This window comes from Vibrio sp. S457-15 (assembly GCF_000960545.1).
GTDB lineage: Bacteria > Pseudomonadota > Gammaproteobacteria > Enterobacterales > Vibrionaceae > Vibrio > Vibrio parahaemolyticus.
Map to the genome: position 1 here is coordinate 404,903 of NZ_JYOQ01000114.1, position 15,750 is coordinate 420,652.

At 44.6% G+C, this 15,750-nt stretch carries 15 protein-coding genes; 13 read left to right on the plus strand and 2 right to left on the minus strand.

Annotated elements, in window-relative coordinates; all coding sequences use genetic code 11:
- Window positions 1-202: 202 nt before the first annotated feature.
- Window positions 203-742, plus strand: coding sequence for a heme NO-binding domain-containing protein (locus tag UF05_RS10790; RefSeq protein ID WP_005490721.1), 540 nt, complete (start codon window positions 203-205; stop codon window positions 740-742).
- A gap of 7 nt (window positions 743-749) precedes the next feature.
- Window positions 750-2,450, plus strand: coding sequence for an ATP-binding protein (locus tag UF05_RS10795; protein WP_005458818.1), 1,701 nt, complete (start codon window positions 750-752; stop codon window positions 2,448-2,450).
- Between the two features lie 142 nt (window positions 2,451-2,592).
- Here UF05_RS10795 and pabB read toward each other — a convergent pair whose 3' ends face one another.
- Window positions 2,593-3,957: an aminodeoxychorismate synthase component I gene (gene pabB / locus UF05_RS10800; RefSeq protein WP_025795029.1), complete on the minus strand. Its 1,365-nt coding sequence runs from the start codon at window positions 3,955-3,957 to the stop codon at window positions 2,593-2,595.
- A 271-nt stretch (window positions 3,958-4,228) separates the two neighbouring features.
- Between pabB and UF05_RS10805 the strand changes: the two genes are divergently transcribed.
- From UF05_RS10805 to UF05_RS10840, 8 genes are all read left to right on the plus strand, one after another.
- Window positions 4,229-5,746, plus strand: coding sequence for a fumarate hydratase (locus UF05_RS10805; RefSeq protein ID WP_005376905.1), 1,518 nt, complete (start codon window positions 4,229-4,231; stop codon window positions 5,744-5,746).
- Window positions 5,747-5,919: 173 nt separating this feature from the next.
- The gene (locus tag UF05_RS10810; protein ID WP_005458825.1) at window positions 5,920-6,105 is read left to right on the plus strand and encodes a hypothetical protein; all 186 of its coding nucleotides are present in this window, start codon (window positions 5,920-5,922) and stop codon (window positions 6,103-6,105) included.
- A 211-nt stretch (window positions 6,106-6,316) separates the two neighbouring features.
- Window positions 6,317-7,693 carry a YcjX family protein gene (locus UF05_RS10815; protein ID WP_045545780.1) on the plus strand — a complete coding sequence of 459 codons (1,377 nt, stop codon included), beginning with the start codon at window positions 6,317-6,319 and terminating at the stop codon, window positions 7,691-7,693.
- A complete protein-coding gene (locus UF05_RS10820) occupies window positions 7,690-8,730 on the plus strand; it encodes a YcjF family protein (RefSeq protein WP_045545781.1) in 1,041 nt (346 codons plus the stop codon). The genes UF05_RS10815 and UF05_RS10820 overlap by 4 nt, the downstream gene beginning before the upstream one ends.
- Window positions 8,731-8,830: 100 nt before the next feature.
- Window positions 8,831-10,375, plus strand: a complete 1,545-nt coding sequence (tyrR, locus tag UF05_RS10825) for a transcriptional regulator TyrR (protein WP_005494791.1) — start codon at window positions 8,831-8,833, stop codon at window positions 10,373-10,375.
- 36 nt (window positions 10,376-10,411) lie between these two features.
- A complete protein-coding gene (gene rimJ, locus UF05_RS10830; RefSeq protein ID WP_005458831.1) occupies window positions 10,412-10,996 on the plus strand; it encodes a ribosomal protein S5-alanine N-acetyltransferase in 585 nt (194 codons plus the stop codon).
- A gap of 1 nt (window position 10,997) precedes the next feature.
- Window positions 10,998-11,585, plus strand: a complete 588-nt coding sequence (locus tag UF05_RS10835) for an HD domain-containing protein (RefSeq protein ID WP_020838800.1) — start codon at window positions 10,998-11,000, stop codon at window positions 11,583-11,585.
- Between the two features lie 13 nt (window positions 11,586-11,598).
- A complete protein-coding gene (locus UF05_RS10840; RefSeq protein ID WP_005458833.1) occupies window positions 11,599-12,072 on the plus strand; it encodes a DUF2947 domain-containing protein in 474 nt (157 codons plus the stop codon).
- A 50-nt stretch (window positions 12,073-12,122) separates the two neighbouring features.
- On the opposite strand, the gene UF05_RS10845 is transcribed toward UF05_RS10840, so the two are convergent.
- On the minus strand, window positions 12,123-13,085 hold the full coding sequence (locus UF05_RS10845; RefSeq protein WP_021448851.1) for an integron integrase: 963 nt from the start codon (window positions 13,083-13,085) through the stop codon (window positions 12,123-12,125).
- A 301-nt stretch (window positions 13,086-13,386) separates the two neighbouring features.
- On the opposite strand from UF05_RS10845, the gene UF05_RS10850 reads away from it, so the two are divergent.
- From UF05_RS10850 to UF05_RS24550, 3 genes are all read left to right on the plus strand, one after another.
- Entirely contained in the window at window positions 13,387-13,983 is a 597-nt protein-coding gene (locus UF05_RS10850) for a hypothetical protein (RefSeq protein ID WP_045545782.1), read from the plus strand.
- A gap of 192 nt (window positions 13,984-14,175) precedes the next feature.
- Window positions 14,176-14,436, plus strand: coding sequence for a hypothetical protein (locus UF05_RS10855; RefSeq protein WP_017420606.1), 261 nt, complete (start codon window positions 14,176-14,178; stop codon window positions 14,434-14,436).
- A 238-nt stretch (window positions 14,437-14,674) separates the two neighbouring features.
- A complete protein-coding gene (locus UF05_RS24550; RefSeq protein WP_082064006.1) occupies window positions 14,675-14,932 on the plus strand; it encodes a hypothetical protein in 258 nt (85 codons plus the stop codon).
- Window positions 14,933-15,750 lie beyond the last annotated feature (818 nt).

The following is a 15,750-nucleotide window of genomic DNA, read 5'->3' on the forward strand; positions in this document are numbered from 1 at the left end:
TGAGAAAATGAGTGGTGAGTGCGCTCCGCCTCATTGTTGATAAAACAGGAAGCTCAAATGTTAAAGGAAAATCGCTTCACATCTAGGCAACCTTTTGCTTTGTGCTTTGTGTCTCACTCTGCCGAAGCATATTGATTTGAAACTTATAGGGTTATACACCATTCTTATTTTTAAGGCGTTGCAATGAGGTTGGTGTTTGCCAATGAAAGGGATAATCTTTACCGAGTTCATGGAGTTAGTGGAAAGCAAATTTGGACTTGAAGTGCTTGACCAAGTGCTCGAACTTTCCGATGACGAAGGGGTATATACCTCTGTCGGCAGTTATGATCACCGAGACTTAGTCAAACTGATCGTCAATCTCAGCAAAGTTTCTGATATTCCCCCAGAGCAGTTACAAGAAGTGTTTGGTGAAAGCGTATTTTTGAACCTGCTACGCTCCATTCCCAGTCATGCAAGCTTGCAGCAGTGCGACAATACCTTTCAATTTGTTCGACATGTAGAAAGCTTTATTCATGTAGAAGTTAAAAAACTTTACCCAGACGCCAATCCGCCTAAGTTCGATTTTATCAGCGAAACACAGTCAGAACTGGTGTTCGACTACCACAGTGCAAGGTGTATGGCGCATGTTTGTTTAGGGTTGCTCAAAGGCTGTGCTGCGCACTTTGGACAGGTCATTCATATTATGCATCAAAACCAAACCGAAGACGGAAGCCAAGTTCGATTTTGGCTGGAGGCACAATAAGAAGAGTATGACGGGTAACTCCTCATTAGAAAGGAAACTCAAACGAGAAATCGCCTCAAGAAAGGCGGCAGAACTGCTTTTAGAGCAAAAAAGTTATGAGCTCTACGAATCGACGCAAAAATTGAGTGTCGCGTTAAAGAAGCTAGAACTTCGATCGGAAAGCGATCTGCGCAAGTTTGAGTTTGAAGAAAAAATTGATGCCACGCTTATTCGGTTTGGACGGACATTCCTTTCCAGCACTTTCGACGAGACAATGATTGCCAGTTTTCTTGAGCAACTGACGTCCAATTCCGTCATTACCGCTTCGTATTTATACCTTGATCCTGTCCAACTCACTTCTTTGCGTCGTCATCATTTCGGGCATTTGGATCTAAAAAGTGACAAACCTATCGCTCGAACACCCAATTGGCAGAATGAGGCGCTACATTTACCCATCATCATTGATGAGCGAGTCGTTGGCGAATTGATATTTTCTGTGTCGCTGGAACAAATTGAGCAAGCTTTTATCTCCAAACAAATGGAGCTGGTTTCTGATTTGGTTCACGGCGTGATCAGCCGTCACCTCAGCCTTGAACGTGAAGTCGAGCTAAGAAAGCGAGCGGAAGAGTCAGAAAAAGCGACGAAAGAGTTTGTCGCGATGATTAACCACGAGTTAAGAACGCCACTTAATGGCGTACTCGGCAGCGCAGAGCTGTTAAGCAAAACTCAGTTGGGAGAAGATCAACGGCAATATCTCGGTAATTTGATTCAGTCGGGCGATTTACTTCGCGTCATCATCAACGACTTGCTCGATTTCAGCAAGATGAATGCTGGCATGATGGAAATTATCGACAAGGTTTTTGCGTGGGATGATCTCGAAAAAGCCATTACGGGCGTATTTGCGGCGAAAGCGGCAGAGAAGCGCATTCATTTTTCTATCGACAAGAAGTTAGGCATTCCGGAGTTTCTGATTGGCGATTTAGAACGAATCACCCAAATCTTAGTCAATCTGATTGGGAACGCGATCAAATTTACCCATTTGGGCGGCGTGGTCTTGCGAGTCGAGTGGGTAAACGGCACTGCGTTTTTTGAGGTGGAAGATACCGGAATTGGGATACCGTTAGCGGCGCAAAGTTCGTTGTTTGACCCTTTTGTACAAGTTGACCGCTCGGCAAAACGCAGTTTTGAAGGCTCAGGTTTGGGCTTAGCGATTTGTAAGAACCTCGTGGATTTAATGCAAGGTGAGATCAGTTTCGAAAGTGAAGAGCGCAAAGGTACAACCTTTAAAGTTTCCATCCCTTTAAAAGAGGGGCAAGCTCAAGGTGCAGCGTCGGGTGAGTTGGCTGTTGTCGAACGAAGCGACTTAGCTGGGCGCTCGATATTGGTGGTGGATGATATCCGAATGAACCAAGTCATTGTGACGCAGATGCTGAAAAAGCTCGACATTACTCCTGATTTAAAAGCCAATGGTTTGGAAGCGCTAGAAGCGGTTAAAAACAAAGATTACGAATTGATATTTATGGATTGTCGAATGCCGGAAATGGATGGTTACGAAGCAACGGCTCACTTGCGACAAAAAGGCTTCGACCGTCCAATCATCGCCTTAACAGCAGGCACAACGATTGAAGAACGTCAAAAGTGCATTGATTCAGGCATGGACGATATCCTCACTAAGCCGTACACCGCAACCGATATTGAACAGATTATGTGTAAGTGGCTCGAGCAGTAGACGCTGCCTCTTAAAAAACGGATGCTTAACGGCTAACGGCTAAAGGGCATACAAACAACGCTCACAAAAACGCCTCCGTACTGGAGACGTTTTGACTTGTTTTCGTCAGCAGGATTCAAGAGACGTTGTCATCTGTCGAAACCTACGATTGCAGCGCTGGCAAAATCTTTGAAAGCTTATCCAATGTTTCTTGATATTCAGAGGCACAATCGCTATCTGCAACGACGCCGCCGCCAGCCCAAGCGTACAGTTTGTGATTTTCCGCGACGAGAGTACGGATGGTGATGCTGGTATCCATACGACCATGGCGAGAAATGTAGCCAATACTGCCGCAATACGCGCTGCGTCGATGTGGCTCTAACTCTTCAATGATCTGCATTGCGCGAACTTTAGGTGCGCCGGTAATTGAACCGCCCGGGAAGCACGCTCGTAGCAAATCTGCAGGAGAATATTGCTCGTCCAAATTAGCACGAATGGTGCTCACCAAATGATGCACGGCAGGGAAGCTTTCAATATCAAACAGCTTTGGCACGTGAACGCTACCCGGTGATGCAACTCGACCAATGTCATTACGCAGCAAATCGACAATCATCAGGTTTTCTGCCTGATCTTTTTCCGCTGTCTGCAAGTCATGGGCATTAGCGGTATCTTGCCTTGGATCTTCGCTGCGTGGGCGAGTACCTTTGATTGGTTTCGTTTCAATGACGCGATCTTTGAGTTCTAAAAATCGCTCTGGAGAGATACTCAAAATCGAAGACTCAGGCATACGGATAAACGCTGAGAATGGCGCTTGGTTCGCGGACTCCAATTTCAGATACGCTTGCCACTCGCTGCCTTGATACGGTGCGTTAAAGCGTTGCGCCAAATTGATCTGATAGCAGTCACCGCTCAACAAGTATTCTTGCACCTTGTCAAAGCGAGTGGCGTAGCTCTCTTTCGTCATGTTTGACTGCCAATCGCCGGACAGAGCGAAGTCTACACTTTGCTCCGCTTCTTGTTTGTCTAACCATTGCCAAGCTTGCTCGATATTCTGACCGACTAAGCATGCTTTTTTAAGCTTGTGGTCAACAACGACGGCCCATTCATACAGACCTACCGCCATATCAGGCGTGTTGAGATCCTTTTCGGCCTGTTCTGGCATTGTTTCTACGCGTCGACCTAAATCGTAACTGAAGTAACCGAGCGCTCCGCCGACAAAAGGCAAATCCAATTCTTTATTTAACTCAACGTGAGGAAGCCACTGTTCTTGCAACTGATGAAGCAGCGTGAATGGGTCATCTTGAGTTGAATAGGCATTCGATGGCGTTTCAACTTGTGTGCTGTCGGCAATGGTTTCTAACGTTGCAATTGGGTTGGCAACCAACACATCAAAGCGACTATCGATATGCGTTTCTGATGCAGAACGCAGCAACATCGCCCAAGGCTGGTGTTGAATGCGAGAAAAGAGGTGAAGAGCAAACTCTGGTGCGTATTCCAGCGCTTTAAAATCAATGAATTGATTGTCCATGTTGTTCATTTGTGTAATTTGTGACAAAGAGATCGTTCACTGCATGGCATGTCATGGGCAGCAAGAGTATCATATTCCTCTGTATAGCCAAACTCCCTCTATTCATAGGGTTTTGAGATGGTTTACAAGTAGGCGACTTCAGCGTTTCGTGTGTCGATATCAGCCGTTCGACAATTGTTTATAAAAAAACGAAGCTCAAAAGAGCAATAAGCTCAACAAACACGATTGAAGCCAAGCCAATAATGGAAGCATAACTATAACGAGGCATGTAATGACGGTAATACGCAAGCAGGATGTAATCAGCAGTGTCGCTGATGCGCTACAGTATATTTCTTACTACCACCCGCTAGACTTTGTTCAAGCTCTTGAAAAAGCCTATCACCGCGAAGAGAGTCAAGCCGCGAAAGACGCGATTGCTCAGATCCTAATTAACTCCCGAATGTCAGCAGAAGGTCACCGACCAATTTGTCAGGATACTGGCATCGTGACGTGTTTCGTCAACATCGGTATGGGCGTGCAATGGGACTCAACCGATATGACGGTTCAGCAGATGGTAGATGAAGGTGTTCGACAAGCGTATACGAACCCAGATAACCCGTTGCGTGCGTCAGTACTTATGGATCCTGCCGGTAAACGTATTAATACCAAAGACAACACGCCTGCTGTCGTACACATCAACATGGTACCGGGCGATAAAGTTGAAATTCAGATCGCAGCGAAGGGCGGCGGTAGTGAAAACAAAACTAAGATGGTGATGCTAAACCCATCTGACGATATTGCTGAGTGGGTAGAGAAAACGCTACCAACAATGGGCGCGGGCTGGTGTCCACCAGGCATGCTTGGCATTGGTATTGGCGGTACGGCTGAAAAAGCAGCGGTATTGGCAAAAGAATCTCTAATGGAACACATCGATATTCAAGAGCTTATCGACCGTGGTCCACAAAACGCAGAAGAAGAGCTTCGTCTTGATATCTTCAATCGCGTGAACAAACTTGGTATCGGCGCGCAAGGCCTTGGCGGTTTGACGACTGTTGTCGACGTTAAGATCAAAACTGCGCCAACGCACGCGGCTTCTAAGCCTGTTTGTTTGATCCCGAACTGTGCGGCGACTCGTCACGTACACTTCACGCTTGATGGCAGCGGCCCAGCAGAGCTAACGCCACCTAAACTAGAAGATTGGCCAGACATTACTTGGGAAGCGGGCGAAAATACGCGTCGCGTAAACTTAGACACGATCACTAAAGAAGAAGTACAAGAGTGGAAGACAGGCGAAACCGTTCTTCTATCAGGTAAAATTCTGACTGGTCGTGATGCGGCGCATAAACGTATTCAAGGCATGCTAGATAACGGTGAAGGTCTACCTGAAGGCGTAGATCTAAACGGTAAGTTCATTTACTACGTAGGTCCTGTCGATGCAGTTGGTGATGAGGTCGTTGGTCCTGCTGGCCCAACAACATCAACGCGTATGGATAAATTCACCGATATGATGTTAGAAAAAACCGGCATCATGGGCATGATCGGTAAAGCTGAGCGTGGCCCTGCAACGGTTGAATCTATTAAGAATCACAAAGCGGTTTACCTAATGGCTGTCGGTGGCGCTGCGTACTTGGTAGCGAAAGCGATCAAGAAAGCTCGCGTTGTCGCATTTGAAGATTTAGGTATGGAAGCGATTTACGAATTTGAAGTTGAAGATATGCCAGTAACAGTGGCTGTAGACTCAAATGGCGTTAACGCGCACCAAATCGGTCCTGACACTTGGAAAGTAAAAATTCAAGAGATGGAAGCGTAAGGTAAACGGTAATCTTACATTGTCTCAGTAGAGAGAATGTGACAAGGTGCTGATTTACCTAGCAAACATTTGACAAAAGTGCAGCGAAAACTGCACTTTTTGTCTATATAATGTAGATATAAACCTTAGGGTATAGCAATCAAACGTTATGCGAACAATAATTAGGAGACGGCATGCCTCGTTTTATTCAGATTCTACAAATTATTCTTGCTGTAGTGGTTGGTGGCTTTGTTGGCTACGACTTGATTCTTCACGGTATCAGTATTTTTGATGAGAAATACGTCACCATCACTTGTGTGCTTTGGTTTGTTCTTGAAATCGCACTCTTTGTTATCTACAAGCTGATTGAAGAAGATTAGAACATTAAGCCTCTAGTTCGAATATATAAGCCTCTGAAGTGATTCAGAGGCTTTTCCGTTTATAGGCAGCAATATTTTACACTTATCGAGGTCAGCACTAGATTGCAGATTTTGTTCATCTTTGATTAAGGTTGGTAAACTTAGACTCGTGATACTCAAGTTACTTCTATGGAAGCGTTGGGTATAAAAACTGGTGAGATAAATAAAAACTATGAAAAGAATAAAGCAAGAAGTGAACGACTTTATCAGCCGTGGTATGGATTCTAATGTAAGAATTGCGGTAACTGGGTTATCCCGAGCGGGTAAAACGGCCTTTATCACGTCTTTGGTTAATCAGTTGCTTCACACCGCCACTCACGACAATCTACCTTTATTGACCGCCGCGAGAGACAAACGCCTTATTGGTGCAAAGCGTGAACCTCAAACCAATATGATGGTGCCTCGCTTTGCTTACGACGAGGCGATGAGCCAGATTCATGCGAACCCACCACAATGGCCCGTGCCAACGCGTGATGTGAGCGAAATTCGCCTAGCTTTAAAATACAAGCCAAAGAAAACGACCAAGAAGCTGCTCAGTAAAACTGCGGTTCTCAATGTCGACATCATTGACTATCCGGGTGAATGGTTATTGGACTTGCCTTTGCTAGATATGGACTTTTCGAGTTGGTCTCAAACGCAGTTTGACGCCCTGAAAGGCAAACGCAACGAGTTAGCTCAAGCATGGCTTGTTGAGCTCGAACAGATCGAGCTCAATGCGGATGCAGATGAAAAACAGCTAGAGAAAGTGGCTCACGCTTACACGGATTATCTCCATGCTTGTAAAGATGCTGGGCTGCACTGGGTTCAGCCAGGACGATTTGTGTTACCAGGAGAGCTTGCTGGTGCACCAGTGTTGCAGTTCTTTCCTTGTCGATTTGAATCGGAAAGCAAAGCGCCTAAAGGCAGTAACTTAGCCATGTTAGAAGCGCGTTTTCATGAATATCAGCAAAAAGTCGTGAAAGCGTTTTATAAGCACCATTTTGCAACATTTGACCGTCAAATTGTGCTGGTGGATTGTTTACAGCCACTTAATGCTGGCGACGAGGCGTTTTATGATATGCGTCAGGCTCTTGAGCAGATCATGCACAGCTTTCGTTATGGTCGCAGTAGCTTTTTGCGTCGTTTGTTCTCGCCAAAAATAGACAAAGTGCTATTTGCCGCCACCAAGGCCGATCACGTGACACCAGATCAGCATCCGCATCTTGTCTCTCTATTACAGCAAATGGTGCACCCAGCATGGCAAACCGCTGCTTATGAGAACATTGAAATGAGTTGTATGAGCATTGCTTCCATCCAAGCGACCACTTCAGGGTTTATTACCTCAGGCGACAAAACCATTTCTGCGTTACAAGGGACGACCTTAAACGGTGAGGAAATGACGATGTTCCCAGGAGAGGTGCCGAAGAAGCTACCCAATGCCGCCTATTGGCAAAACAGTGGTTTCGACTTTACTTCCTTCCGTCCTATGCCGTCAGCAAGTGATGAACCGATGAAACACATACGTCTAGATAAAGCACTGGATTATCTGCTAGGAGACAAATTGAAATGAGCGAATTGAAGCAGAAACAAATTTTCTCTGAAAAAGCACTAGAGAAAGAGCAGCAATCGGATTCACCAGAGTTAACGGCGCAAAAGACATTCAGTGAAAAAGAAACTTTTATACCAGTAAAGATAGAAGAAGATCGAATTGAAACCGAACAAGAACTGCAACTTGAACATGTGATTCGTCCTCGGCCAGGCAGAAAATGGCTCGCAACCGGCGTGTTTGCTACTTTTGCCGGATTGGTCGGGTGGCAGGCTGTGGACTCAGTTGTCACTGCGGTGCAAACGGCTGACTGGCTAGCATTCGGTTGGGCGGGGTTCATTACTGCTGTGGCATCATTGGGGCTAGGTGCCATCGGTAAAGAACTCTGGAAACTACGTAAATTAAGAAATCATTTCAGCATTCAAGAAGAAGCCGAACTGCTCGTTCACAGTGACAGTGTGGGTAAAGGCAAGGTGTTTTGCGAAAAGGTGGCGGAACAGAGTGGTGTATTAGCAGAGAACCCAGGCTTTGATCGCTGGCAGAACAGCATTAACCCAGCACACAGTGATGCGGAAATCCTTGATATGTACGATTCTATGGTCGTTAGTCAACAAGACAAGCTCGCTACAAAAGTGGTTTCTCAGCACGCGACTGAGTCTGCTGCGCTAGTTGCGGTAAGTCCACTCGCCGCCGCTGATATGTTGCTGGTGGCGTGGCGAAACTTCAAAATGATCGATAACTTATCCAAAGTGTATGGCGTTGAATTAGGTTATGCTTCGCGCATCAAGCTATTGAGAGCGGTATTCGTCAATATGGCAGCGGCAGGCGCAAGTGAGTTAGCCATTGACGCCGGTATGGATTTGATGTCGATGGATCTTGCTGGCAAAGTTTCTGCACGTGCAGGGCAGGGACTCGGCGTGGGGATTCTTACTGCGCGTTTAGGATTGAAAGCGATGGCCTTACTGCGTCCGCTTCCTTGGTATCCTGATCGCCAAGTCAAACTCGGGACTATCCGCCAGGCCGTGGTGGCGAAAGTTGCATCAATCACGATGAAACCATAACGAATATCACCTTTGACCGATAGGATTGCTTGACGCCAATACAAGCTTGATAGAAACTACTGTCAACTTTTCCTGACAGTTGTGAATTGGGATATTTTCAGTGCGTCTTGAAGTCTTATGTGAAGATAGACTCGGTCTTACCCGAGAACTGCTCGATATTTTAGCGTCTAAAAGCATCGACTTACGTGGTATTGAAATCGATATCAGTGGCATCATCTATTTAAATTGCCCAGATATTGATTTTGATACTTTTAGTGAGTTGATGGCTGAAATCCGCCGTATTCCGGGGGTTAAAGACGTACGTAAAATCCAATTTATGCCAATGGAGCGCCACAACACTGAGCTGCTTTCGTTGGTTGATAATTTGCCGGACCCGGTTTTTGCAATCGACCTCAAAGGTGCTGTCGATATGGCGAACATGTCTGCTTTGTCGCTACTCGGCCTGCATAAACAAGAAGTCATTGGCACTCAGATTGGTGCGTTATTACCAAGCGTCCGTTTCTCTCGTTGGTCTGAAGGAGTGAACGCTCGTACTCGTGAAAACCTAGTCATTGATGGGTTGGATTACATCTTAGAGCTCATGCCTGTCTATATCAGAGACGAAGCGCAGAATTCTACGCTTGCAAGCACTTTGATGACGATTCGAACAAGCCAGCACGGCACGCAAATCGAAGAAAGACTACCGTTGCATAATCCATTGGGTTTTGAGCACTTCGTAGGAATATCAAACCGACATAAAGCCTTGATTAATCAGGCTAAGAAGCTTTCTGTTCTGGATCAACCGCTACTAATCGAAGGTGAAACAGGTACTGGCAAAGAAATGCTCGCAAAAGCCTGTCATAGTCGTTCAAGCCGTGCGAGTAAACCATTCCTTGTGTTGAGCTGTGCATCCATGCCAGATGACGTTGCAGAAACCGAGCTGTTTGGCCATGCGCCGGGTTCATTCAATCACGAACAAGGCCACAAAGGTATTTTTGAACAGGCAAATGGCGGTACGGTATTTCTTGATGAAATTGGTGAGATGAGTGCGCATCTGCAAATCAAACTTCTTCGTTTTCTACAAGATGGTAACTTCCGTCGTGTTGGTGCAGAAGATGAAATGCATGTAGATGTTCGCATTATTGCTTCGACAAAACATAACCTTGCTGAGCTTTCTGAAGCGGGTATGTTCCGTGAAGATTTGTATTATCGCCTCAATGTACTCACGCTAAGCATTCCTCCACTGCGTAAGCGCTCGAATGATGTGGCACCTTTGCTGGATTTGTTCGTGACAAAACACGCGCAGCAGCTGGGTATCGATAAGCCGGAGCTGGATGACGGTCTGGTTGATGCTCTGGCCAGCTACCAATGGCCGGGTAACATGCGTCAGCTAGATAATATGGTGTTGCGAGCGCTAACAGAAATGGATGGTCACCTACTGAAAGCCGAACATTTTAATTTGCCACAGCCGCAGTCAGTTGGCGGGGGCAGTGCAACGCTTAATATTGATGGTTCTTTGGACGAGATCATGCGTGATTATGAATCCCAGGTGTTGGAGCGTTTGTACCAGTCGTTCCCGTCAAGTCGTAAGTTAGCGAAGCGTTTGAACGTATCGCATACGTCTATTGCGAATAAGTTACGTGACTATGGGATTCGTAAGAATTAACGCGGGTAATCAAGAAAATGGAAGTTGTCGTTTGTAATGGAAGATCATAGTTCATCAATCGCCGTTCACAAGTTGGACGGCGACTTGCTTCTACGAACCGCTGAAATCGGTGATGCCGATATGATCGCGGCGTATTTTCAATCTAATCGCGATTATTTGAAGCCATTTGAACCAAAGCGAGAAGAGGCGTTTTTCTCTGTTAATGGTTGGCTCCAAAAACTGATTAAGTTGAACGAGCTCCATCGCATGGGGCTTGGCTACTATTGCTTGCTAATTCATGTTGATACAGGGCGCATGCTAGGAACGATTTCTTTCAGCAGTATGAGTCGTTTTCCATTTTATAGCTGTAACGTTGGCTATTCCTTGGCGGAAGAGGCACAAGGTCACGGCTATATGCGTCGTGGGTTAAAAATGGCATGCGACTACATGTTTAACGTGCAAAAAATGCATCGTATCCAAGCCGGCTATATGCCTCATAACAAACGCAGTGAAGCCGTGCTAGAGTTTGTCGGGTTTAGCAAAGAAGGTTACGCAAAAGATTACCTTTTGATCAATGGTGAATGGCAAGATCATGTGCTGACATCATTAACTAACCCTCATTGGCAGCAAGAAGGGCGCTAATATGGATCGATTAGAAAAGCAGTTAGCATTGCTCATTGAGCTTGATAAGCTCAAAAGCGTATTGCGTCGTACTCGGGTGAAAAGCGCCGAAGGTCGTCTTGAAAACAGCGGTGAGCACAGTTGGCACGTCGCATTGATGGCAGTATTAATGGAAGAGCACGCAAATGCACCAGTCGATATCTGTCGAGTGATGAAAATGCTATTGATACATGACGTTGTTGAGATCGACGCAGGCGACACGTTTGTTTATGATACTGCCGCTTCAAAAGAGCAAGCAGAAAAAGAAATAAAAGCCGCTGAACGCTTATTTGGTATGCTACCTACAGATCAAGGGCAAGAATTATTAGCGCTTTGGCAAGAATTTGAAGCCGCGCAGAGTGATGATGCAAAATATGCAAAAGCGCTTGATCGTTTAATACCCATGCTCTTGAACTACCATAACAATGGTCAAAGTTGGAAAGAGAATAGTGTAACGCGTGAACAGGCGCTTACCATTAATAAACGAATTGAATTTGGCTCTGTTACCTTGTGGGACAAAGCGAAAGAGTTGATTGAAGAAGCCACAGAGAAAGGTTGGCTGAAATCGTAATAAAGGAGACTGAATGTCTTATTTGCCTTTGGATGAATACCAAAGAAAATGGATTTTTACGCATCAGTCGATGCCAGTGCCAGAAGAAGATTTGGCATTTATCAAGCCGATGAGCCAAGCTCGTTCTGCGCAATTTTGGAAAGAGAACATTAGCGCGCAAAGCCCTGATATGGACCGCCTAAGCTCACAAGATTGGCCTATGAGTGAATCAAATTGGTTAGAATCTGTAGATTGGATGGCTGCATGGGAATCGGATGAGCCTGAAATGCCACAAGAAGTTGATGCACATATCGATTGGCAAGATGATGTGACCGTGTATTTCTGTTACGAAAAGTACAATGTCATAGAAACAAAATGGTCGATTTTTAAAAAGCATTGGAAGAACTTTTTGTTCTATGATGATGGTCCAATTCTTATTGGTCGTCGCCGCTCGCAAGCATTGTGGTTTGACTCAAAAGGAATGGTCAAACTTGGTGAGCGTCACTAACTCATCACCAGCTTATGATACTAGCCACCAACCAGGTGGCTTTTGTTTTTTTAAAGACTTGATAAAGGGCTTAGGACTCCGCCTGCACCTCTCTCAATCACGTGGGTATATATTTGCGTGGTCTTTACATCGGTGTGGCCAAGCTGCTCTTGCACTGTTCTAATATCGGCACCAGATTCCAATAAATGCGTTGCAAAGCTATGTCTTAACGTGTGACAGGTAACCGTTTTTTCTATGCTTGCATCGAGCGCGGAGCGCTTTACCGCTCTTTGAATTGCGCTTTCATTTATATGATGTCTTCGCAGTTGCCCTGTCTCTTTGTCGACACTTAACTTGTTAGACGGAAACAAAAAGTGCCAATTGAAATCTAATTCTGCATTCGGATATTTACGGCGTAAACCTTCAGAGATGTAAACACCTGCGTATCCGGGTACATGCCGGTCCTTGAAGTAGTAGTTTCTTGCTAAGTTCATCTGCGATTTTAGCGGCTCATGGAGCTCTTTCGCCAATGTGACCGTACGGTTTTTTCCACCTTTCCCTTGCCAGACTCTCACTGCACCATAGTCATAATCTATGTCTTGGATTCTTAGTCTAAGGCACTCCATAATTCGAAGCCCAGAACCGTATAGGAGTTGGATGTGAAGCTTATATCTCGGATCGATATGTTGCACAAACCTGCGGACTTCATCGCGAGTCAAAACAACAGGGAGCTTCTTTTCCGTCAGTGATTTTTGGAACCTCATATCCAGTGAAAGCGGGGTTTTAAAAAAGTCTCGATATAAAAACGAAATAGCATTCAGCGCCAATGCTTGAGTTTTGACTGCAACTTTTTCATCGATAGCGAGGTGGCTGAGAAATCGAATAACGTCGTCTTCAGATAACTTCGATGGATGAGCAAGCTGGTGGAATACGATAAAGCGCTTTATCCAGAATAGGTAACTCTCGATAGTTTTGTTGGCATAATGGCGAGTAAGCATATGCTCTTTTACACTTATCAGAAACTGACTTTTCATAATATCATAATGCTGTTTATTTATACAGGTGTTGTAATTTATCAATACTGGCCTAGTTATCATGCTTTTTGCCGTCTAATTGCGTGTTCAAACACACATATTCATACTACTTTTCTATTTGTTTCATGAAGGTAAGTGCTAGGATTTGTTTTTCTTTTGTCAGGAAAGAATGCGGTAGCGTGCGAGAAAAGCCGCTATTTGCAGTATAGAAAGCGTTAGCCCACATACAGGAATACAGTCAGATTGCGCAATATAATTGGTATAGTTAAAATGCTTTTTCCTTAACTTCAAATGTTTAACTATGAAAAGATATCCGATCATCATCTCTGTCATTTTAATTGGATTAGCTGTTTGGGGAGGCTTATACGTTCAAGGTGCTTCAAGTGACGTGCTTTCGCAGAAAGATAAAATTTCAGCTTATATAGCTATTGTTGCAACATTGGGCGCACTAGTTTCAGCTGCCTTTGTAGTATTTACTTACATCGCTACAAGCAATGCATATGTCGAAGCGCAGCGTCCACATCTACTCGCACTAATGCACAATGGTTTTACTCCGCAGGCTCAGCCAATGTCTACTCTTGAGTATCGCAATGTTACTCAAAATAGGTTTAACGATCTTACAATTGATATCAAAGTCTTAGCTGCAAATCGAACTTATAGTTTAAGTGAGCTGTTTAGAGCGAACATGACAATGATTGGCTATGATCAACGCCAGCGTACATTTGATCCAATCCAAGAACTAAACAACTTGGGGCTAAATTTGCTGCAAGTAGCAGGTCAAGGTAATGAGGTATCGTTAGAAGTTTCATACTCATATACCTTCAATGGCTGTAAGGAGTATGTTCTTGCCCAAGTGTATCGCTGGAACTTAGCTCGTAATGAGTGGGAAATCGCTTAGTGGGCTAACAAAGCATTTAAGAGTGATTCGCAACGCTTGGCAGTTTCGCTTCGCTCAAGTATAGCCAAGCGCTGCTCACACCTTAATGCAGCGTTATGTTGTTCAAGTGCAATTAATTTCATTGGAGTGGTTGGTTTTTGAACAAAGATCCCATATATAAGTAATGCTTTAGTTGCAAAGAGGATCTAGCAAATGCCAACAGAAAACTACCACAACGTTCGCGCCGCTTATTCGTTTTTTCGTGAAAATGAAGGAAACCAAATAAAGCTTCAACAAGTAGCCGAAGCAGCTGGCTGGAAAGAAAGTACGGTATCTACCTACTTCAATAAAAAATGGAAAGACTTAGTTTTATCTCGAGTTAAACCTGGTCTTTACGAAGTTTGTATGTCTAAAGAAATGTCGTTGGAAGACTTTGGAGCTTTACATTCACAAGTTGACGAGCATTTGCGTTAAATCAACAACATAACAAAGCATTTAAGAGTGATTCCCAACGCTTGGCAGTTTTGGTGCTAATCGTTGGGTTTTGTGTTTAAGGTGGTATGTTTTAGTTTCGTGGTGGCGTTGCTCACACCTTAATGCGGCGTTAGTTGCCAACGAGAAAATCGCAGCTAAAACAGAGTGTTTAGGTCTAATCGTTCGTGTGCTTTGCTTGATTCTGCACTTCGAACTTCGGGATCTTGGTTCGCGGAAATTGAGCTTCGATCTTTTCCTAGTTTGGTTTGCCGTTTCAGAAGCCGATTTACTTGTTGAAAGTCAGCTTTGTGGCACTGTTTCTCCAAAAGGTCTTTTTGGTGTTGTCAGTTCGTTTTCTACGGCGTTGCGTGTTCCAAGTGGTTTCAGTGACAGGCGCTTTAATACTGCGCCTGATTTGAGTTTTTCAAAGCACATAAAACTAGTGTTGGCAAAACGGCAATCGACTTCAAATCAAAGCTTTAGGTTTGGCAACTAACAAAGCATTCAAGAGGGATTCACAACGCTTGGCAGTTTTGGTTTGAATTAGCTTAAGTGTTTACGGCACAATGGTTTAGGTTAGGTGGTGGCGTTGTTCACCCCTTAATGCGGCGTTATGTTTCACTATAAATTCAGTGGTTTAAAAGTCCTTTTAGCTGTTCTTTGTCCCTCATGCAGATTGTTCCGAGTAGACTCAGCAAATCGGCACTATCGCTCTAAATTCGTGAATTTCTCAGCCCGTAAAACATGCCAAAGTTCGCGGGTTGCTTCATTGTTAGGTCGAGTCGGCTAGATTCAAGTTTCTGTGGCTTAAAGGCGCTTTGAGGTTCATTGCCAAGTCACATCCTGCCTTGGCAGTAGTCTCGGCAATTTGCCATTGTTCTGCGCTGTGATTGGAAAGATAGGGCGCTTGTTGGCGTTTTGTCGGGTTGCCTCATTGGGCAGGGAAGTGTTCATACTTGTTTTGGGCTGGTCGCATTTGGTGGTCAAGTTGGCTCTTGCGTTGTGTTTTAGTTCAGAAAACTAGTTATAAATTGCAGTTCTTTCTCAAATAAATCATGCGTTTGTGGTAAAACATAACAAACAATTTAAGAGTGATTCAGCACGCTTGGCATTTTCGGTTTGAATTAGTTTCAGTGATTACGGTGTTCAAATTGAGTATCGTGGTAGCGTGCTTCACACCTTAATTGGGCGTTAGTACGGGTTTGACATCAAAGGTCATTAGTTTTGGTGTTTATCTGTTTTGGTGCTCGCATTTACACCTTTCAGTTAGTGCCTTTCACGTTCTTTCCGGTGGCACTATATGCGGAGTGTTTG

Excerpts from the sequence above, each read along its gene's own strand:
- UF05_RS10790 (WP_005490721.1), top strand. The coding sequence starts at position 203 with ATGAAAGGGATAATCTTTACCGAGTTCATGGAGTTAGTGGAAAGCAAA.
- UF05_RS10795 (WP_005458818.1), top strand. The coding sequence starts at position 750 with ATGACGGGTAACTCCTCATTAGAAAGGAAACTCAAACGAGAAATCGCC.
- pabB (WP_025795029.1), bottom strand. The coding sequence starts at position 3,957 with ATGGACAATCAATTCATTGATTTTAAAGCGCTGGAATACGCACCAGAG.
- UF05_RS10805 (WP_005376905.1), top strand. The coding sequence starts at position 4,229 with ATGACGGTAATACGCAAGCAGGATGTAATCAGCAGTGTCGCTGATGCG.
- UF05_RS10810 (WP_005458825.1), top strand. The coding sequence starts at position 5,920 with ATGCCTCGTTTTATTCAGATTCTACAAATTATTCTTGCTGTAGTGGTT.
- UF05_RS10815 (WP_045545780.1), top strand. The coding sequence starts at position 6,317 with ATGAAAAGAATAAAGCAAGAAGTGAACGACTTTATCAGCCGTGGTATG.
- UF05_RS10820 (WP_045545781.1), top strand. The coding sequence starts at position 7,690 with ATGAGCGAATTGAAGCAGAAACAAATTTTCTCTGAAAAAGCACTAGAG.
- rimJ (WP_005458831.1), top strand. The coding sequence starts at position 10,412 with ATGGAAGATCATAGTTCATCAATCGCCGTTCACAAGTTGGACGGCGAC.
- UF05_RS10835 (WP_020838800.1), top strand. The coding sequence starts at position 10,998 with ATGGATCGATTAGAAAAGCAGTTAGCATTGCTCATTGAGCTTGATAAG.
- UF05_RS10840 (WP_005458833.1), top strand. The coding sequence starts at position 11,599 with ATGTCTTATTTGCCTTTGGATGAATACCAAAGAAAATGGATTTTTACG.
- UF05_RS10845 (WP_021448851.1), bottom strand. The coding sequence starts at position 13,085 with ATGAAAAGTCAGTTTCTGATAAGTGTAAAAGAGCATATGCTTACTCGC.
- UF05_RS10850 (WP_045545782.1), top strand. The coding sequence starts at position 13,387 with ATGAAAAGATATCCGATCATCATCTCTGTCATTTTAATTGGATTAGCT.
- UF05_RS10855 (WP_017420606.1), top strand. The coding sequence starts at position 14,176 with ATGCCAACAGAAAACTACCACAACGTTCGCGCCGCTTATTCGTTTTTT.